Source organism: Marinobacter sp. SS13-12 (genome assembly GCF_030227115.1).
In the GTDB taxonomy this organism is placed as follows: domain Bacteria; phylum Pseudomonadota; class Gammaproteobacteria; order Pseudomonadales; family Oleiphilaceae; genus Marinobacter.
In genome coordinates, this window is record NZ_JASSUA010000006.1 from 67,521 (window position 1) to 86,960 (window position 19,440).

Sequence of the window (19,440 nt, forward strand, 5' to 3'; positions counted from 1 at the left end):
AGCAATTTCTCAAATGATAGACCTATATCCAACAGTTGTCAGAAAAAAATGTCTCATTTGTTACGTACATCTCGCCTGTTTGCATGGCTTTTTCTCACTGGTTTCAGTCTCGCCACAATCGTGGCGTCAGGATTTTACCTTTATCTCCGTCCGGGGCTACCTCCTGTCGATCAGCTCCTGGACATCAAGCTGCAGACCCCATTGCGGGTGTACAGCGCAGACGAGAGATTAATAGCAGAATTCGGTGAAAAGAGAAGGGCACCTATCACAATCGAACAGATCCCTACAATTCAGTTACATGCCTTTCTGGCGGCTGAAGACGCCCGTTTTTACGAGCACTTCGGGGTCGACTTCAAAGGCCTGATGCGGGCTGCCATCGAACTGGTCTCCACCGGAGAGATCCAGTCAGGGGGCAGTACCATCACAATGCAGGTTGCAAAAAATTACTTTTTGTCACGCGACCGGACGTTTATTCGCAAGTTCAACGAGATACTTCTGGCTCTTCAGATCGAGCGTGAACTGGATAAAAACCGCATTCTCGAGCTCTATCTCAACAAGATTTACCTGGGCAATCGTGCCTACGGGATTGCCGCCGCCGCCCAGGTTTACTATGACAAGTCCGTGACTGAACTTTCACTGGCGGAGATGGCCATGCTGGCCGGCCTACCCAAGGCACCTTCGGCTTACAACCCGCTTGCCAATCCAAGTCGCGCTGAAGCTCGCAGAAACTGGATCCTGGGCCGCATGCGGGACCTGAAGTACATTACGCCAGACGCCTACGAACTGGCCTCCACTGCCCCGCTGACCGCGAGCTTCAATGCCGCTTCCACAGAGGTGGACGCCGACTACGTGGCGGAGATGGCGCGCGCAGACATGGTCAGACGATTCGGGGATGCGGCCTACACCGATGGCTATACGGTACAACTTACCGTGGACAGCGAGAAACAGCGTGAAGCCACCCTGGCACTACGAAAAGGCCTGGAAGAGTACGATCAGCGCCACGGCTTCCGCGGCCCGATTGGTCAGGTTGGCGAAGACGAGCTGGCCCCGGACAACCTCGATAACCTGATGGCCAATTACCCCCGCGTAGCGGAGCTCGTTCCTGCCGTTGTCACCAATGTGAGAGACGAAGACAATGAGGTTGACCTTCACGCCCGCGGACTGGGCGAGTCGGTGATGGCATTCAATACCATGACATGGGCCAAACGGTACAAGACCGAAAACCTCACCGGCCCGGAACCCGAGAAACCCTCTGATGTGGTCTCAGCGGGTGATGTCGTCTATGTAAAACCCATGGTGATCATGACGCCCGAGCAGCCAACCGGGAATAATGAGGATGATTCCGGAGAAGACATCAACCAGCCAGTCGGAGAGATACCCGACGTCAGGCGGGTTGCCCTGTCACAGGTTCCCAGGGTTCAGGGTGCGCTGATATCACTTGATGCGGAAACAGGCGCCATTGAGGCTCTTGCCGGCGGCTACAGCTTCAGCCAGAACAAGTATAATCGGGCAACCCAGGCAAAGAGACAGCCAGGCTCAACGTTCAAGCCGTTTCTTTATCTCAGCGCCCTGGAACAGGGTATGACTCCGGCAACGATCTATAACGATGCACCCATCGTCTTCGACGACTCCGAACTGGAAACAGCGTGGCGACCACAAAACTCCTCAGGGCAATTTTACGGCCCTACCCGGCTGAGAGAAGCTCTGTATCGTTCACGAAACCTGGTCTCCGTGCGCCTTCTGAGGGACCTCGGAATACAGAACACCATTGACTACCTGGACCAACTGCGGATACCCACCGAAGACATGCAAAAAGACCTGTCCCTGTCACTGGGAAGCGGGCTGCTGACCCCAATGGATCTGGCCCGCGGCTTCGCAGTCATCGCCAACGGTGGTTATGACGTCGAACCCTACCTCGTCAGCAGCATTTCCGATGTCAATGGCGAAGACGTGTTTGAAGCGCCCGAGGTCATCCTTTGTGAAGACAACTGCGAGCAGGCACAGGCAGAGATTGAAGCAGACGATCGCAATGCGCGCATTTCAAGAAGGCTTGCGGATGAGCGCTCGGTGTACATCCTGCACTCAATGATGCGGGACGTTATCAGGCTTGGAACCGGCAGACGCGCCCTGGCTCTGGGAAGGGACGACATCAGCGGCAAGACTGGCACCACCAACGAACAGCGCGATACCTGGTTTGGCGGTTTCAACCACGACATAGCCACCACGGTCTGGGTCGGTTTTGACCAGCCACAACCGCTCGGCCGCCGTGAATTCGGCGCCAGTACAGCCCTGCCGGTCTGGCTCGATTATATGAAGGTGGCTCTTGAAGGTGAGCCACCCTCACTGATGCCCAGACCCAACGGCATTGTGAACATCCGCATCGACCCGGAAACCGGCAAGCGCGCACGCCCCGGACAGGAAGGTGCGATGTTCGAACTGTTCAAAGAAGAAGATGCACCACCGGCACTCGATCCGCAGGACGAGTCATCTGGTGGCAGTGAAAACGGCGACGATGGCGGCCTGTCCAGGCAGATTTTCTGATCTGTCTGGCAAGCCCGTTTTTTCGAAGATAAAAATCACGAACATAAAAAAACCGGCGGAATTGTCTCCGCCGGTTTTTTTTATTGCCGGAAAGCCCGGGGACGCTATAGCTATATCAGATGATATCGTCCATCGACTTCAGCGGGTAATGGGCGGGATAGCCATTGCGAGCCACGCCTGAGTCAACTGCTGCACGCGCAACCGCAGCTGGAACAACTTCCAGCAGGCGCACATCCATCGGCTTGGGAATGATGTATTCCCGACCAAACTCAAAGCTTGCAACGTCATAGGCTTCACAGATTTCCTGAGGAACCGGCTCCTTGGCCAGTTCGCGAATCGCGTGAACCGCCGCCACTTTCATTTCTTCATTGATCGCAGTCGCCCGCACGTCCAGAGCACCCCGGAAGATAAACGGGAAGCCCAGCACATTGTTTACCTGATTCGGGTAATCGGAACGACCTGTTGCCATGATCAGGTCATCACGGGTGGCCAGAGCCACTTCCGGGCTGATTTCCGGATCCGGGTTAGAGCAGGCAAACACGATCGGATTCGGCGCCATCAGCTTGAGCTGTTCAGCAGTTACCAGATCGGGACCAGAAAGACCAAGGAATACATCGGCACCATCCATCGCATCATCAAGCGTGCGCTTGTCGGTGTCATTGGCGAACATCGCCTTGTACTGGTTCAGGTCTTCACGGCCAGAGTGAATTACACCCTTACGATCCAGCATGAAGATATTCTCGGAGCGCACACCGCAGCTGATCAGCAGCTTCATGCAGGCGATGGCGGCCGCACCAGCACCAAGACACACGACCTTCGCTTCTTCAATCTTCTTGCCCTGAAGCTCAAGTGCGTTAATCATGCCGGCTGCCGTTACGATGGCGGTACCGTGCTGATCATCGTGGAAGACGGGCACATTGCACTTCTCAATCAGGGCCCGCTCAATTTCAAAACACTCGGGAGCCTTGATATCTTCCAGGTTAATGCCGCCGAAGGTGTCAGCAATACGCTCAACAGTTTCGATAAATGCCTGGGGACTTTCGGAATTGACTTCGATATCGAAGACGTCAATGCCGGCAAAGCGCTTGAACAGTACGCCCTTGCCTTCCATTACCGGCTTGCTCGCCAGGGGGCCGAGGTTACCCAGACCAAGAATAGCGGAGCCGTCAGAAATAACGGCGACCAGGTTACCCTTGGCAGTATATTTGTATGCGTTCTCTGGGTCCTTCGCGATCTCGCGGACCGGCTCTGCAACCCCGGGGCTGTACGCCAGGGAAAGGTCGCGGGAGGTCTTGGTGGGCTTGGTGATTTCAACACTCAGCTTACCAGGCCGCGGCTTGGCGTGATATTCAAGGGCTGCTTCTTTCAGATCTTGAGACATTGCCACTGTTCCGTTTGTCACGTTTAAGAGGTAAAAGCCACCGGGCCTTGCCCAGCGGAGCGCGACATTATGGCGCGAAGGTCTGTATCAGACAAGGCCCAACTGGCCATTTCGTGACCAGTCAATAAGCCATTTTGCGTACACGCCCATAAAATGGCGCCCGTAGGAACAACCGACAGACACAAAAAAAGCGCCCCGAAAGGCGCTTTTTTCGACATCAGTACCCGGATCAGTCTTTCTTGCCGCCGATACGACCACCGAAGCGCTTCTGGAAGCGATCGATGCGGCCGCCGGTATCCATCACTTTCTGCTTGCCAGTGTAGAATGGGTGGCACTGGGAACACACATCCAGCTGCAGATCCTGAGTGTAGGTAGAGCGGGTCTTGAAGACGTTACCGCAGGAGCAGGTAACGTTGATGTCTTCGTACTTGGGGTGAATACCTTCTTTCATGGCGAACCTCTGTCGGGTCATGCCGCTACCTGATCACGGGAGCCCGAATCGCTCCGGGTGTCAGGCACCGCACGTTTGAATCAATTGACAAGACGGGGCACAATCATGCCCTGCCGGAAACAGACCGCGAATCTTACTTGCAATTATGGTATCAGGCAAGCCCCGGACCGCCTTAATCGTCCCGCCCCTTAGGGATGCGCTGCTTTGAAGGCATAGAACAGGATAGGCAGATACCGTGACACCTTAACCCCCATGGAGCCCCATGTGCCCCGAACCGCGCGCATAGCACTGAACCGTCCTCTCCGGCGGCTGTTTGATTACCTGGTGCCGGACCACATGGTTCTGCAAAAGGGCCAGCGCGTGACGGTGCCCTTTGGGCGGCAGTCCGCCACCGGACTGGTCGCCGACACGGAGGCCCAACCGCCAGAGGGTATTACCCTGAAACCGGTAACGTCGGCCTGCGAAGAATGGCCCGCACTGCCAAAAGAAACGTTACAGCTGCTGAGCTGGGCGGCGGATTACTACCAGCACCCCCTGGGTGAATGCCTTTTTACCGCACTACCACCGGCTCTTAGACGCGGACGGCCGGCAGTTGAGAAAAAAGAGGCCTACTGGCAAGCCTGCGGTGACCCTGCTGTTCTGCCTGGCAATGCAACAAGACAAAGAGAACTTCTCGCCTGGCTTCAACGCCAGCCGGGAAGCGTCAGCGCCAGACAGATCGTGCAGGCAGGTTTCACCCAGCCTCAGATCAAGAGCCTTCAGGGCAAGGAGCTTATAGTTGAAGCCTCGCAGCCTGAGTCTGCCGGCGTGCCCGCCGAGATCCGCAACCGGATCCCCAAGCTTTCCGAGGCACAGCTTGATGCTGCAGACCAGCTTCCCCTGCCTGAAAATGGCTTTGCTGCGTCCCTGTTATACGGCATCACCGGAAGCGGCAAAACCGAGCTTTACCTTTATTATCTGAAGCACTTCCTCGGTGACAGGGGGCAGGCATTGGTGTTAGTGCCGGAAATCAACCTGACTCCCCAAACCGTCGCGCGTTTTCAGCATTACTTCGGGTCACGTATCGTGGTGTGGCATTCGGCCCTGAATGATGGGGAGCGGGTATCCACCTGGCTCAAGGTCCGCAGCGGAGAACCGGTTATCATGATCGGGACCCGTTCCGCCGTATTACTGCCCTTTACCAACCTGAAAACCATCATCGTGGATGAAGAGCACGACAGCTCCTACAAGCAGGGAGAGGGGTTTCGTTACTCTGGGCGAGATACCGCAGTCTATCGTGCTCATCTCAACAACTGCCCCGTCATTCTTGGCTCAGCCACACCTTCCATGGAGTCATATCATAACGCCCTTACCGGCAAGTACTCGCTGATCAAACTGGAAGAACGGGCAGGCAACGCCCGACCCCCACACATCAAGCTTTTGGATATCCGCAGCCGCCCGCTAGAAGGCGGACTGTCCCGGCCTGCCCTGCAAGCTATAGAAAAATGCCTCCAGGATGGCCAGCAGGCACTGGTGTTCGTAAACCGCAGGGGGTTCGCCCCCATCATGATGTGTTTTGACTGCGGCCACATGGTTGAATGCCCCCGGTGCGACACACGCCTTACCTATCACCGCCGCGATCGCGCCATGCGCTGTCACCATTGCGATTTCCAGGCCGCAGCCACGGACCACTGCCCGAAGTGCAACAGCGACGCCTTCAAACCGGTCGGCCAGGGTACCGAGCGCACCGAAGACATTCTGACCACGCAGTTCCCTGATACGCCTGTGGTACGGGTAGACCGGGACAGCACCCAGCGTAAAGGCAGCATTCAGGGCATTCTCGAAAAAGTGAACAGCGGGCGCCCCTGCATTCTGGTAGGCACACAAATGCTGGCCAAGGGGCATGACTTTCCGAACGTCACCTTAGTGGTTGTGGTCAATGCAGACGGCGGCCTATTCAGCGTGGACTTCCGCGCGCCTGAACAGTTGATCCAGACATTGCTTCAGGTCAGTGGACGAGCAGGCCGCGGAGAAAAATCCGGTGAAGTACTGATACAGACCTGCCACAGCGACCACCCACTGCTGCGGTCTCTGGCCGAAGGTTACTACCTCCCCGTTGCTGACCAGATGCTCGCCGAGCGGGAAACCGGACAGCTGCCGCCCTACCGCGCCATGGCCATTTTCAGGGCAGAGGCGGAAACCATGGAAAAGAGCCTTCAGCTACTCGACAGCATCAAGCCACAGGCGCTCTCCAGCAGGATTGAAATCTGGGGCCCCCTCCCCGCTCTGATAGCCCGCCGGGCTGATCGACACCGAGCGCAACTGGTTCTGCTCTGCAACAATCGCAAACACCTGAACCGCCAGCTAGCCCGCATTTGCGAAACACTGGACCAAAGCAAACAGCCTTCGGGCCTGAAATGGATGATTGATGTAGACCCCCAGGAGACTGGGTAATTCTATAAAAGTCAGACTCGCGGCTTTTGCTTGCAGCGACACTTTCCGCGATAATAGCGCCCTTCGATTCCCCGGCGGGCTGCTTGCCGCCGTTCTCCAATTCTCCTGTAACCCGAGTCATCCGACAGCATGAAAGAGACCGTATCCGAACTGCTCCAGTCTGCACTGGCGACCCTTCAATCCGAAGGCACACTGCCCGCAGACCAGACTTTCACACCGCAGGTAGGCAACACCAAGGACAAATCCCATGGTGACTACGCCTGCAACATTGCCCTGGTAGCGTCAAAGGCGGCCGGCTGTCCGCCGCGAAAGCTGGCAGAGGCACTGGTGGAAAGACTGCCGGAAAGTGCAGCGGTGGAGAAGGTGGAGATTGCCGGTCCGGGGTTTATCAACTTTTTCATGAGCACCGCCAGCGCTTTTGAGGTGGTAAACACGACTCTTGCCCAGGCCGGACAATACGGCCGCAATAACAGTGGGAAGAATGAAAAGGTTCAGGTGGAGTTTGTGTCTGCCAACCCCACCGGCCCCCTTCATGTGGGTCACGGCCGCGGTGCCGCTATCGGTGACTGCCTGAGCCGCCTGCTGGAAGCCAACGGTTACGACGTTACCCGTGAGTTTTACTACAACGACGCCGGTGCCCAGATCAACAACCTGGCGCTGTCCGTTCAGTCGCGGGTAAAAGGGCTGACACCAGAAGACGATAATTGGCCCGCCGACGGCTACCGTGGTGCTTACATCACAGACGTGGCCAATGCATACATGGCCGGGGAAACCGTTACCGCGGACGACCGGGAAGTCACCGGCAAGGCTGACCCGGACGATCAGCAAGCCATCCGGGAATTCGCCGTTGCTTACCTGCGCCGTGAACAGGACCTGGACCTGAAAGCCTTTGGGGTGGAGTTCGACGTCTACTTCCTGGAGTCATCCCTGTATGAGGATGGCAAGGTGGAGCAGACTGTCGAGCGACTGCAGGAAAACGGTTATACCTACGAACACGAAGGCGCCATGTGGCTGAAAACCACCGAGTTCGGTGACGATAAAGACCGCGTGATGCGCAAGAAGGACGGGGGCTACACCTACTTCCTGCCCGATGTGGCCTATCACCTGGACAAGTGGCAGCGGGGGTTTACCACCGTCATCAATGAACAGGGCGCAGACCATCACTCCACCGTCACCCGGGTTCGTGCCGGCCTGCAGGCGCTGAACGCCGGCATCCCTCAGGGCTGGCCAGACTACGTACTGCACCAGATGGTGATGGTGACCCGTTCCGGCCAGGAAGTGAAGATTTCCAAGCGGGCTGGCAGCTACGTCACCGTTCGAGACCTGATCGACGAAGTGGGCCGTGACGCTACCCGCTTTTTCCTGGCGGCACGCCGGGTGGATTCCCAGTTGACCTTCGATATCGACCTGGCGCGCTCCCAGACCAATGAAAATCCGGTCTATTACATCCAGTATGCCCATGCGCGGATCTGCAGTGTACTGAGAAAGCTGAAAGAGGAAGGGGTTGAGCGCGGATTGAACGAGTGTGTGGGCGACCTGTCCCTGCTGACGCTTGATGAAGAGAAGGATCTGGCAAATCAGTTGGCAAAATACCCTGAGCTGATCGAGAGTTCCGCGAAGCTGCGGGAGCCACATCATCTTACCCATTACCTGCGGGACCTGGCCGGGCAGTTCCACACCTATTACAACGCCCACAAGGTGTTGATCGAGGATACGGCAGTGCGGGATGCGCGGGTAACGTTGTATCTTGCTATCAGACAGGTGATTGCCAATGGCCTTGACCTGCTAGGGGTGAGTGCACCGGAAGAAATGTAGCGGTTACGGCTCTTCGCCACAGATCTGAACACCCAGGCAAGCAACAGGAAATCACCCGGCATGTCCCGAGATTACGCCCGCAAACACAGACCGGCCAGCAAGTCGGCAACACCGACCAAAGCTGCGAGACCGGCGCGGAGGCAAAAACCGCCGGCCAAACGCCCGGCAGCGGCGAAGGCCCAACATGGCGGCCTGTCCTTACGTTGGATACTGTCACTGGCAGCCGTTGGTGGATTTATCGGCTTTATTGCCTATCTGAATTCCCTGCCAACACCCGACCAGCAGCCATCAAAAAGGGCGCCGGCTCAGCCACCTGCGACCGAGGAACAGGCACCGGACACTACCGCCAGTGATGAAAAACCGGGGTTTCGCTTCTACGATATGCTGCCCGACTCCGAAGTTATTCCGCCAGACGTGGAAGAATATACCCCGGGGCCCAGTCAGCAAACGTTTGATTACCTCGTGCAAACCGGCTCCTTTCGTAAACAGGAAGATGCGGAAAGACAGCGCGCAGAGATTGCCTTCCAGGGCTTGCGAGCCAAGGTCAAACGCATTGACCTTGACAGCGGCAGCACCTGGTATCGAGTCAATGTGGGTCCGTTCAGCTCCCGCAGCCAGATGAACGCCGCCATCGACAAACTGGTCAAGCTGAACATCCAGCCGCTGGTCCGGAAAATCCCCAAGGAGGGCTGAACGGCCCTCCGGACTCTCTCTTGCTTCCAGCCCTTGAAAACCGGGCACCCGCCTCCATAACTGCTGAATACTGTTTTCTATCAGGCAAGTGGAGCCAGAATGACTACCATACTTTCTGTCAGGCGTGACGACGAAGTTGCCATGGGTGGCGACGGCCAGGTCTCCCTCGGCAATACCGTAATGAAGGGCAATGCCCGCAAGGTTCGCCGACTCTATAACGACCAGGTGCTGGCCGGCTTCGCAGGCGGCACAGCCGATGCCTTTACACTGTTTGAACGCTTCGAGGCCCAGCTGGAAAAACACCAGGGCAACCTCACCCGTGCGGCAGTGGAGCTGGCGAAGGACTGGCGCACGGATCGTGCCCTGCGCCGGCTGGAAGCCCTGCTGGCAGTTGCCGACAAGACGGCGTCTCTGATCATCACTGGCAACGGTGACGTGATCGAACCGGAGCAGGGGCTGATCGCCATTGGCTCCGGTGGCCCGTTTGCCCAGGCGTCAGCGAGGGCCCTGCTGGAGAACACCGACCTGAAAGCCAGCGAGATTGTGGAGAAGGGCCTGGATATCGCGGCCGACATCTGCATCTACACCAACCACAATCGCACCCTTGAAGTGCTGTCAGCCAACGACTGATCCGGAGCTAGCATGTCTGCAATGACCCCCCGTGAAATTGTTCACGAGCTCAACAAACACATCGTGGGCCAGGAAGAGGCCAAACGCTCCGTTGCCATTGCCCTGCGCAACCGCTGGCGTCGGATGCAGCTGGAAAGCGGGCTGCGCGAGGAAATCACACCGAAGAATATTCTGATGATTGGCCCCACCGGTGTCGGTAAAACCGAGATAGCGCGCAGGCTTGCCAAACTGGCGGACGCCCCCTTTCTGAAAGTGGAAGCCACCAAGTTTACTGAAGTGGGCTACGTAGGCCGGGACGTGGAGTCCATTATCCGCGACCTGGCGGATATGGCCATCAAGATGCTGCGCGAGAAGGAAATGAAACGCCACGAGCATCGCGCCATGGACGCTGCCGAGGAACGCATCCTGGATGCCCTTCTACCGCCACCCCGGGATCTCAAGGAAGACAGCCAGAGAACTGACGACTCCTCAACTCGCCAGTTGTTCCGCAAGAAACTGCGTGAGGGTGAACTGGACGACAAGGAGATCGAAGTTGACCTGCGCAATAGCGGTGCCGGCGTTGAAATCATGGCGCCTCCCGGTATGGAGGAGATGACCAGCCAGCTGCAGAACATGTTCTCAAGCATGTCCTCGGAAAAGCGCAAGACCCGCAAGATGAAAGTGGCGGATGCCATGAAGCAGGTTCGCGATGAGGAAGCGGCAAAACTGGTTAACGAAGAAGAGATCAAGCAAAAGGCCATACTGAGTGTTGAACAGAACGGCATTGTCTTTCTCGATGAAATCGACAAGGTGGCCAAGCGCTCAGAAAATACCTCGTCAGACGTTTCCCGTGAAGGCGTGCAACGAGACCTTCTGCCGCTGATTGAAGGCAGTACCGTCAGCACCAAGTATGGCGCGGTGCGCACCGATCACATTCTGTTCATCGCATCCGGTGCCTTCCATCTATCCAAGCCGTCAGACCTGATCCCGGAGCTACAGGGCCGTCTGCCAATCCGGGTTGAACTGCAGGCGCTGACCCCGGACGACTTCAAGCGCATCCTGACCGAGCCGGATGCTTCGCTGGTGCAGCAATACGAGGCACTGATGGCCACTGAAGGCGTCACGCTGACGTTCACGGAAGACGCCATCGCCCGTATCGCGGAAGTTGCCTACAAGGTCAACGAAACCACCGAGAATATCGGTGCCCGACGCCTGCATACGGTGCTGGAGCGGCTGCTGGAAAGTCTGTCGTTTGAAGCCGGTGACCAGGTTACCGAAACCTTCGAAGTAACCGCGGCGTTTGTGGATGAGAAGCTGGGCGAACTGGCGGAGGACGAAGACCTCAGCCGCTATATTCTCTGAGCCGGGCTTCGTTCAAGCGGGGCGTGCCTTCCGGCCGCCCCTGCTCATACTTCAGTACCCTTCAAAGTGCCTTGTTGAAAAGCTCGGTAACATTATCCAGCCCGGTCGCCAAACGACCTTTCTGGGCTTTCTTTTTGCGCCCCTTTGCCACATAGAGCGGCAACATCTCACCATACAGACTGGTGCTGATGGTGCGCTGTTCATCTTCCAGGCGGTCTCTGCGCAGGCGGATACCATACTTCGCCAGCTTGGGCTCCAGTTCATCCGCACGATTCAACAGGTCACGCCGGGTCATCTGGTAGGCGTGCTCACACACCATGCGGCGGGACTGGAAACTGAACACGTTCGAGAAAAACAGCTTGGCATCGTCCCGGGTCGGTTCAAACAGCAGGATATCCTTGTCAGGATAATCCCGCGCATACTGGGCAATACCGGACTGCATGCGGGAATAAACCATGGTGCGGAACATCTGGGACAAGAGACGGGGCATGCCGGAGCGGGTCAGTTCCCCTGGCGCCATGGTGCCGGCACGAACCGCCGCACTGGCATCGATCGGCACCTGGGGATTCACTGCAAAAACCAGATCCGCTCCATCTTCGAAAGCGACAGAGGCATGCAGGCCTTTTCTCAGGGTGCCGTCTACATAGTAACGCCCGTCGATGGTGACCGGAACATAGATGCCAGGGGAAGACATGCTGGCCTGGATCGCCCTGGAAATAGGCACATGGTCAAAGCCCGGGGCACCGAAACAGACGGCCTCGGTACTTTCCACGTCCGCCGCCACAATGTACAAGCTGCGACGAAGCTGCCGGAAATCATTGGTACGGCCCAGCATGGTAAAGGCCCGCTGCAGGTATTCATGCAGGCCCTCGTTGTCGAACAACCCGGCTGGCGCAGCCTGCGCAAGGATCGTCATCGCTTCCAGCAAGCTCTGGTCATAGGGGTTATTTATAAACCGGCGAACCGCAGTGGTGACCAGACCGGGCACCGCCAGAAATCGGCCGCCCAGTTCCCGGAACGCCGGCCGGTAGAATACTTCCGGATGAAATGGGTGAACTTCTGCCTCGTTGCGCACAAAAATACGGCACAACTGGGCCGTCGTCATCTGATTGGCCAGGTTGGCAGCCACAAAAGACCCGGCATTCACGCCGACATACACATCAATGTCGTTAAAATCGAGCCCGTCCAGTGCCTCATCAAGCGCACGCAATGCCCCGATTTCGTAGATACCGCCCAGAGGACCACCGCCTCCCAGTGCGAGACCGATGCGGGGGCGGGGCTTGATTGCTGTGGTCGTTGCCATTATTCGTTATCCCCTTGCGGGTACTGTTGGCTAATACCGGCTACCGTAACAGGCCATTTTAGAGTGCACACCCTATATGGGTGCCGGTGGTCGCAAGCCATCAGGAAAGGGCCTTTTCGGCATGGGCTACAGAGCTTGACTTGCCCGGCCGCAGATAACGACCAAAGCCGGCATTGCGAAGCGCCAAGTCCACACAGCTCTTGATAACATGGGGTGAGTCCAGCAAGAGCACATCCTCAAGTAACTGGGCTGCCCATTCGCGGCTGACACTGCGGATGACCGACTTGACCTTGGGCAGGCTGGCCGCATTCATGGACAGGGAGTCGTACCCCATGGCCATCAGCAGCAGGGCACCACCCGGGTCCCCCGCCAGTTCGCCACAGATGCCCACCGGTTTGCCCACCGCATGAGCATCCTGGGCAACCCGAACAAGTGCCTGCAACACGGCTGGATGATAGGAATGATAAAGCTGGGCCACACGCGGGTTATTGCGATCCACCGCCAGCAGGTACTGGGTCAGGTCGTTGGACCCAACGGACAGGAAATCGACACGATCCGCCAGCTCCCGAATCTGGTATACCGCAGCCGGTATTTCAACCATCACCCCTACCTTGGGCATGTGAATGTTGAAGCCCTCTTCCCTGACCTCGTGGTACACCCTGTAGATCAGGTGCAGCGACTCTTCCACTTCGGAAATATTGCTGATCATCGGCAACATGATCTGAAGGTTGTTCAAACCCTCGCTCGCCTTGAGCATCGCCCGCACCTGGACCAGAAAAATCTCCGGATGGTCCAGGGTTACGCGGATACCACGCCAGCCCAGAAAGGGATTCTCTTCCTGAATCGGGAAGTAGGTCAGGGCCTTGTCGCCGCCGATGTCCAGCGTGCGCATGGTGACCGGGTTCGGAGCAAACGCTTCCAGTTGCTCGCGATAGTACTCCCTTTGCTCATGTTCAGAGGGGAAGCGGTCCTTGATCATGAAAGGCACTTCCGTGCGGTACAGGCCGATACCCTCGGCACCGTGGCTGAGCGAGCGCACCACATCGGTCATCAGCCCGGTGTTCACCAGCAACGATACGCGATGGTTATCCGTGGTTTCGCACGGCAAGTCCCGCAGCGCCTCCAACCCTTTGACCAGCTCATCTTCCTCTTCACAGATCTCCTGGTAGAAATTCCGCAAATCCGCAGAGGGCGACGCAAAGATCTGCCCTTCAAAGCCATCGACAATCAGATCCTTGCCATCCAGCTGGTTCACCGGAATATCCACCAGCCCCATGACCGTTGGCACACCCATGGCGCGGGCAAGAATGGCGACGTGGGAGTTGCTCGACCCCTTCACCGACACCAGACCGACCAGTTTCCCCTTGGGGACCTCTCCAAGCATGGCCGGGGTCAGCTCTTCGCTGACCAGTACCGTGTTATCGGGATAAACCGTGTCTTTCTGCTCCCCTTCCTGCAGGTGGGACAGCAAACGGCGGCCCAGGTCACGGATATCCACCGCCCGCTCCTGCAGGTAATGGTCTTCCATCATTTCAAAGTGGCGCACATACTGCTGCACCACCTGCTTCAGGGCGCCCTGGGCCCAGAAACCTTCCTTGATGCGGTTGGACACCTCGCCCGGCATGGCATCGTCACCAAGCATGCGAAGATAGACGTCAAACAGGGCCTGCTCTTCGGGGCGCAGCTGCGAAGCCAGCCGGGCCGCAACCCGCTCAATGTCTTCGCGAACCGCGGTGACCGCGCCATTGAACAACGACAATTCCAGCTCGACATCATCGGTGGGTTTTTCCGGTACAACGTCCAGATCCGCCGCCGGGTAGACCACTACGCCCTTGCCGATGGCAACACCGGGCGCGCCGGGCACACCACTGAAACTGACATCCGTTGCCTCTTCACCCGTCAGGGAAAGGCCGCTGATAGCGCCTGTTGCCTCGCTGTGGGCGATCACTCCGGCCAACTGCGCCGACACGGTTACCAGGAAGGCCTCTTCGCCTTCATCAAAACAGCGTGAACTTTCCCGTTGCTGGACGACCAGAACACCGAGAACACGGCGATGGTGAATGATGGGCACACCGAGGAACGAGCGGAAACGCTCTTCACCGGTCTCCGGAAAATAGCGGTAACGGGGGTGCGAAGGGGCATCCTCAAGGTTGATGGGCTCTTCGCGGGAGCCCACCAGGCCGATCAGGCCCTCGGAATAGCCCAGGCTGACCTGCCCGACAGCTTGTTGGTACAGGCCCTCTGTGGCCATCAGTATGTAGCGGTTAGTGGCCGGATCAAGCAGGTAAACCGAACATACTTCGGTGTCCATGGCTTTCTGCACCCGCGAAACGATGATATCCAGCGCCTCCTGCAAATCGCGGGCGCTGTTTACCTCTTGTACAAGACTTCGCAGTATGCTCAGCATGGCGGCTTCAATCCGTCATTTCTGTTGATCCTTCGTACGCCGGGCCTGCTCGCTCCGGTGCCACTGCTCCATGTTATAGAACAGCCGCGGCGCGAGTTCTCGCAGCGCACGTCGATAGACTTCACGTTTGAACGAGACGACCTGCCCTAGCGGGTACCAGTAACTGACCCACTGCCAGCCGTCGAATTCCGGTGAGTCTGTGCCGTCTACGCGTACCTGCGCATCCGGCGAAAGCATCCTCAGCAGGAACCATTTCTGTTTTTGTCCCACGCAGATCGGGTGCGAATTGTGCCGCACCATCCTGCGAGGGAGGCGGTATCTCAGCCAGCCACGGGTGCAGCTGATGACTTCCACATCGTCTGTCCCGAGACCAATTTCCTCTGCCAGCTCCCTGTAGAGAGCCTCCTCCGGTGATTCGTTGTGCTTGATACCACCTTGAGGGAACTGCCAGGAGTCCTGCCCTATTCGCCTTGCCCAGAGGACTTCCCCCCTGTGATTGGCCAGAATGATTCCGACATTGGGTCTGAAACCGTCTGAATCTATCACGGCACAGTCCTTTTAAAAGTCGGTAGGCCGGATTAAAAATTCACCGGCCGGATTTATCCAAGTTGCTCTCATTCTTACAGAATCCCAAGGCTTCGGCAAACGGAGTCGGCGGCGGCATGTCATGGTAGACTGTCGCCTCTGTGACATTCCCCCTTCCAGCCGGAGGTACTGACGTTGACCCTTGCGATTTTTGACCTTGATAACACCCTGCTCGCCGGGGACAGCGACCATGCCTGGGGTGAATTCCTGGTGGAAGAATCCATTGTGGACGCGGATGAATATCAAAAAGCCAATGATAAGTTCTACCAGGAATACCTGAACGGCGAGCTGGATATCCTGCACTACCTGAGCTTCGCCCTGCAGCCGCTGGCACGCCACGACATGAAGCAGTTACTGACCTGGCGGAAGGAATTCGTCGAGAAGAAAATCCGGCCGATGATGCAGACCAGCGCCGCAGAGTTACTGGACAGCCACCGGGCGCAGGGCCACACATTGCTTATTATCACTGCCACCAACCGGTTTGTAACGGAGCCAGTGGCGGAACTACTTGGTATTGAACATCTGATTGCAACGGAGCCGGAACTGGTCAATGGGCGTTATACGGGAGAGGTTGCAGGTGTTCCCAGCTTTCAGGATGGCAAAGTGACCCGTTTGCACGACTGGCTTGAATCAACAGGAGAAAGCCTTGAAGGCGCCTGGTTTTACAGCGACTCCCACAATGATGCTCCCCTGCTTCGTAAAGTCGATAATCCGGTAGCGGTCGATCCGGATCCAACACTTGAAAGCATTGCAAAAGAAAATGGCTGGAAAATTATGAGTCTTAGAGGCTAACTGCTTGCCATTCTGCCCGGGAAGACCCCAGGGAGGGGCCCCGGGATACGCTGTGAATACGTCCATGTACGCTCGACAAAAACATCCATGTTTTTGACGATCCCGGGCCCCCTCCCTGCGTCCTTCCCTAGCTGTGTGCAAACCCGCCAGTTCTGAGACCTCCCCCGTAGGTCGGATAGAGCGCAGCGAAATCTGACAACCCAAGCTCAAAGAAACCCAGTCAAAGACCGAACAAAACAACTCTTGATATAATCCGTCTCCGGAATCCCCGGCACCACCGGATGATCCGGCGCCTGATGACCCTGCTCCAACAACTGCACAAACCGGTCAATCTTGCGGCCACTGCTACGGATAATATCCGTCAGCTTTTCCTGGGAAAGATGCATGGAACACGAAGCAGAAACCAGCAACCCATCCCGATCCAACAGCCTCAATCCCAACTGGTTCAACCGCGCATAAGCCTCTTCCCCGGCCTTCTGGTCACGCCGCCGTGGAATCAACGCCGGCGGGTCCAGCACGACAATGTCAAACTTTTCCTTCTCCTCACACAGCGCCTTCAGGGCGTCAAAGGCATCGCCCTCGATGGTTTCAATGTTGTCGAGCCCATTGATCTTCGCATTGTGGTGAACCGAATCGATGGCACTGGTGGAGCTGTCCACGCAGGTCACCTGAGTTGCCCCTGCACAGGCCGCCTGGATTCCCCAGCCGCCGACATAACTGAATACATCGAGTACCCGCTTGCCCGGTGCATACGCCTGCAAACGCTGCCGGTTCATGCGGTGATCATAGAACCAACCCGTCTTCTGCCCACCTTCCATGGGAACCTCGAAGCGTACCCCGTTCTCTTCAACCGCAAGGACATCAATTTCCGGGCCGTGAGCCTGCTCAACGTAGACATCCAGCCCCTCCACCTTACGCATCTTGCCGTCATTCTTGAGGATAATCGCCCGTGGATGCGCCAGGCGCTGAACCGCCCGGACAATAGACTCCTTCATCTGCTCCATGCCAGCGGTAGAAATCTGGACCACCACCACATCATCAAACCGGTCAATCACCAGCCCGGACAACCCGTCGCTGTCACCAAATACCCAGCGATAGAACGGCTTATCAAACAGCCGCTCCCGCAACGCCAGCGCCGTCTCTATCCGCTCGGTCAGACGCTGAGGCGTCATGCCATGGGCAGCATTCCGGCTGATCAGACGACCGCAGATCAGCGCATGGGGATTCACAAACACCGTCCCCATCGGCTTGTCATTGGAAGCACGCAACTCAGCCTGCGTGCCAGCTTCAAATTCCGTCAGCGGCGATCGACGGGTATCCACCTCATTACTGTAAACCCACAGATGGCCAGCCCTGAGCCTGCGCTCGGCGCCTTTGCGAAGGTATAAAACCGGGAAATTCATAAGTAACCGCCTAAAGAAATGAAAAAAGGAAGGCTTGTCGAGCCGAAACCAGCACCAAAGTCGGGGGATTAAGCTGGGCGGGGTCTCCAAAACTGTGCGGAGCCATGGATGGCGGAGCTCAAGCCGCACAGGGACGTCTCGAGGCGTGTTTTGGAAAGCCCACCCAGCTTAAGCCATGCTCCAAAGCAAAACAGTATCACTCCTCGGCAGCAACATGCTCCGCATAAGCCGTGGCATCCATCAGACCATCCAGCTCGCCGGGATCTGCTAACCGCACCCGGAACAACCAGCCGTCACCATAAGGATCCTCATTCACCTTCTCCGGCTCATCCTCTAGGCTCTCATTGACCTCAATCACCTCACCGGTCACCGGACTGAACACATCAGAAGCCGACTTCACAGACTCAGCCACTCCAGCTTCCTCTGCCCCCGTAACCGTCGCCCCCACATCCGGAACACCGATAAAAACGATATCCCCAAGCTGGTCCTGGGCAAAGTCCGTGATGCCAACGGTTGCGGTGCCATCATCGGCCACACGCACCCACTGGTGAGTTTCAATGTACTTCAGGTCTGAGGGTGTTTCGCTCATGGTCAGATTCCCCGATGAATAATTTCGCGCATTTTAACCGAAGAAGAAGGCCCCGGCGAACATCTCGGGCAATGTAGCGCGAGAAACCGGTTTCAGGCCAGACCCCAGGTGGTCTCACGGGCCATCGCCATAAACGACTGCAAGTACTCCACACCCGCATCCCGCTCGCGAAGCCCCAGAAAAATCTGCTTGTCGATCCCCTCTTGCCCCAGCCTGACCGGGGTGATCGGCATCTGGTGCGCGTACTCCTCCACCAGCCACCGGGGCAGCGCCGAGACGCCGCGCCCGGTTGCCACCATCTGCAGCATGATGTCCGTGGTTTCGATGGTTTTGTGCCGCGCCGGGCTGCTGTGGGCCGGCACCAGGAAACGGGTAAAGATATCCAGCCGCTCCGCATCTACCGGATAGGTAATCAGGGTCTCGCTTTCCAGATCGGCCGGCTCCACCCAGGGTTTCGAGGCCAGCGGGTGGCTGCGGGGCACTACCAGAACCTGCTCGTAATCAAAGACGGGCTCATAAACCAGACCTTTCCGGTGCAACGGGTCCGGCGTTACCAGCACGTCGATGTCATAGCCAAACAGTGCCCCGATACCTCCGAACTGGAAGCGCTGCTTCACATCCACATCCACACCCGGCCACTGCTCCAGGTAAGGCCCCACCACCTTCAGTAACCACTGGTAACAGGGATGGCACTCCATCCCTATCCGCAAGCTACCCCGCTGGCCCCGGGCGATCTGGCCCACCAACTCCTCGGCGTGCTCAAACTGCGGCAACAGCCGGTTCGCCAGCGACAACAGATATAGCCCAGACTGTGTCGGCCGCAGTTTACGGCCTTCCCGGACCCAGACCGCAGTGCCAAGCTGCTGCTCCAGCTTTTTTATTGCGTGGCTGAGTGCAGACTGCGTCAGGCACAAGGCATTCGCTGCGGCCGTCAGGGAACCACACCGATCCACTTCCCGAACGATTTCAAGATGGTTACGTTCAATCATCGCTAGCTCTATATTGAATTAAATTCATGGTTCGATGAGATAATACCATTATTTTTCATGACTCATCATCGCTAACCTTGGTGCCTG

The 19,440-nt window shown here is 57.2% G+C and carries 15 protein-coding genes; 7 read left to right on the plus strand and 8 right to left on the minus strand.

Annotated elements, in window-relative coordinates:
• Positions 1 to 48: 48 nt before the first annotated feature.
• Positions 49 to 2,541: a penicillin-binding protein 1A gene (locus tag QPL94_RS20660; protein WP_502881566.1), complete on the plus strand. Its 2,493-nt coding sequence runs from the start codon at positions 49 to 51 to the stop codon at positions 2,539 to 2,541.
• Positions 2,542 to 2,656: 115 nt separating this feature from the next.
• Here the strand turns inward: QPL94_RS20660 and QPL94_RS20665 are convergent, their stop codons facing one another.
• Together QPL94_RS20665 and rpmE are read right to left on the minus strand one after the other, a co-directional pair.
• Entirely contained in the window at positions 2,657 to 3,922 is a 1,266-nt protein-coding gene (locus QPL94_RS20665; RefSeq protein WP_285359777.1) for a malic enzyme-like NAD(P)-binding protein, read from the minus strand.
• A 229-nt stretch (positions 3,923 to 4,151) separates the two neighbouring features.
• Entirely contained in the window at positions 4,152 to 4,373 is a 222-nt protein-coding gene (rpmE, locus tag QPL94_RS20670; RefSeq protein WP_285359858.1) for a 50S ribosomal protein L31, read from the minus strand.
• A gap of 264 nt (positions 4,374 to 4,637) precedes the next feature.
• Here rpmE and QPL94_RS20675 point away from each other — a divergent pair, with 264 nt between their 5' ends.
• The 5 genes from QPL94_RS20675 to hslU all read left to right on the plus strand — a co-directional run bounded on the left by QPL94_RS20675 (position 4,638) and on the right by hslU (position 11,285).
• The gene (locus tag QPL94_RS20675) at positions 4,638 to 6,806 is read left to right on the plus strand and encodes a primosomal protein N' (RefSeq protein ID WP_502881567.1); all 2,169 of its coding nucleotides are present in this window, start codon (positions 4,638 to 4,640) and stop codon (positions 6,804 to 6,806) included.
• 129 nt (positions 6,807 to 6,935) lie between these two features.
• The gene (argS, locus tag QPL94_RS20680; RefSeq protein WP_285359779.1) at positions 6,936 to 8,621 is read left to right on the plus strand and encodes an arginine--tRNA ligase; all 1,686 of its coding nucleotides are present in this window, start codon (positions 6,936 to 6,938) and stop codon (positions 8,619 to 8,621) included.
• A gap of 60 nt (positions 8,622 to 8,681) precedes the next feature.
• A complete protein-coding gene (locus QPL94_RS20685) occupies positions 8,682 to 9,314 on the plus strand; it encodes an SPOR domain-containing protein (protein ID WP_285359780.1) in 633 nt (210 codons plus the stop codon).
• 99 nt (positions 9,315 to 9,413) lie between these two features.
• Positions 9,414 to 9,944, plus strand: coding sequence for an ATP-dependent protease subunit HslV (hslV, locus tag QPL94_RS20690; RefSeq protein ID WP_137437995.1), 531 nt, complete (start codon positions 9,414 to 9,416; stop codon positions 9,942 to 9,944).
• Between the two features lie 12 nt (positions 9,945 to 9,956).
• Positions 9,957 to 11,285 (plus strand): ATP-dependent protease ATPase subunit HslU, encoded by a 1,329-nt coding sequence (gene hslU / locus QPL94_RS20695; protein ID WP_285359781.1) that lies wholly within the window; start codon positions 9,957 to 9,959, stop codon positions 11,283 to 11,285.
• A 61-nt stretch (positions 11,286 to 11,346) separates the two neighbouring features.
• Here the strand turns inward: hslU and QPL94_RS20700 are convergent, their stop codons facing one another.
• The 3 genes from QPL94_RS20700 to QPL94_RS20710 form a co-directional block, all read right to left on the minus strand.
• Positions 11,347 to 12,588 (minus strand): patatin-like phospholipase family protein, encoded by a 1,242-nt coding sequence (locus tag QPL94_RS20700; protein ID WP_285359782.1) that lies wholly within the window; start codon positions 12,586 to 12,588, stop codon positions 11,347 to 11,349.
• 100 nt (positions 12,589 to 12,688) lie between these two features.
• Positions 12,689 to 14,995: a phosphoenolpyruvate--protein phosphotransferase gene (gene ptsP / locus QPL94_RS20705; RefSeq protein ID WP_285359783.1), complete on the minus strand. Its 2,307-nt coding sequence runs from the start codon at positions 14,993 to 14,995 to the stop codon at positions 12,689 to 12,691.
• 15 nt (positions 14,996 to 15,010) lie between these two features.
• On the minus strand, positions 15,011 to 15,541 hold the full coding sequence (locus tag QPL94_RS20710) for an RNA pyrophosphohydrolase (RefSeq protein ID WP_137437999.1): 531 nt from the start codon (positions 15,539 to 15,541) through the stop codon (positions 15,011 to 15,013).
• A 174-nt stretch (positions 15,542 to 15,715) separates the two neighbouring features.
• Between QPL94_RS20710 and QPL94_RS20715 the strand changes: the two genes are divergently transcribed.
• Entirely contained in the window at positions 15,716 to 16,372 is a 657-nt protein-coding gene (locus tag QPL94_RS20715; RefSeq protein WP_285359784.1) for a histidinol-phosphatase, read from the plus strand.
• Between the two features lie 206 nt (positions 16,373 to 16,578).
• On the opposite strand, the gene QPL94_RS20720 is transcribed toward QPL94_RS20715, so the two are convergent.
• The 3 genes from QPL94_RS20720 to QPL94_RS20730 form a co-directional block, all read right to left on the minus strand.
• Positions 16,579 to 17,775, minus strand: a complete 1,197-nt coding sequence (locus QPL94_RS20720) for a class I SAM-dependent rRNA methyltransferase (RefSeq protein ID WP_285359785.1) — start codon at positions 17,773 to 17,775, stop codon at positions 16,579 to 16,581.
• A gap of 196 nt (positions 17,776 to 17,971) precedes the next feature.
• Positions 17,972 to 18,364, minus strand: a complete 393-nt coding sequence (gene gcvH / locus QPL94_RS20725; protein WP_285359786.1) for a glycine cleavage system protein GcvH — start codon at positions 18,362 to 18,364, stop codon at positions 17,972 to 17,974.
• A 92-nt stretch (positions 18,365 to 18,456) separates the two neighbouring features.
• Positions 18,457 to 19,353 (minus strand): LysR family transcriptional regulator, encoded by an 897-nt coding sequence (locus QPL94_RS20730; RefSeq protein ID WP_285359787.1) that lies wholly within the window; start codon positions 19,351 to 19,353, stop codon positions 18,457 to 18,459.
• Positions 19,354 to 19,440 lie beyond the last annotated feature (87 nt).

Excerpts from the sequence above, each read along its gene's own strand:
- QPL94_RS20660 (WP_502881566.1), top strand. The coding sequence starts at position 49 with ATGTCTCATTTGTTACGTACATCTCGCCTGTTTGCATGGCTTTTTCTC.
- QPL94_RS20665 (WP_285359777.1), bottom strand. The coding sequence starts at position 3,922 with ATGTCTCAAGATCTGAAAGAAGCAGCCCTTGAATATCACGCCAAGCCG.
- rpmE (WP_285359858.1), bottom strand. The coding sequence starts at position 4,373 with ATGAAAGAAGGTATTCACCCCAAGTACGAAGACATCAACGTTACCTGC.
- argS (WP_285359779.1), top strand. The coding sequence starts at position 6,936 with ATGAAAGAGACCGTATCCGAACTGCTCCAGTCTGCACTGGCGACCCTT.
- QPL94_RS20685 (WP_285359780.1), top strand. The coding sequence starts at position 8,682 with ATGTCCCGAGATTACGCCCGCAAACACAGACCGGCCAGCAAGTCGGCA.
- hslV (WP_137437995.1), top strand. The coding sequence starts at position 9,414 with ATGACTACCATACTTTCTGTCAGGCGTGACGACGAAGTTGCCATGGGT.
- hslU (WP_285359781.1), top strand. The coding sequence starts at position 9,957 with ATGTCTGCAATGACCCCCCGTGAAATTGTTCACGAGCTCAACAAACAC.
- QPL94_RS20700 (WP_285359782.1), bottom strand. The coding sequence starts at position 12,588 with ATGGCAACGACCACAGCAATCAAGCCCCGCCCCCGCATCGGTCTCGCA.
- ptsP (WP_285359783.1), bottom strand. The coding sequence starts at position 14,995 with ATGCTGAGCATACTGCGAAGTCTTGTACAAGAGGTAAACAGCGCCCGC.
- QPL94_RS20720 (WP_285359785.1), bottom strand. The coding sequence starts at position 17,775 with ATGAATTTCCCGGTTTTATACCTTCGCAAAGGCGCCGAGCGCAGGCTC.
- gcvH (WP_285359786.1), bottom strand. The coding sequence starts at position 18,364 with ATGAGCGAAACACCCTCAGACCTGAAGTACATTGAAACTCACCAGTGG.
- QPL94_RS20730 (WP_285359787.1), bottom strand. The coding sequence starts at position 19,353 with ATGATTGAACGTAACCATCTTGAAATCGTTCGGGAAGTGGATCGGTGT.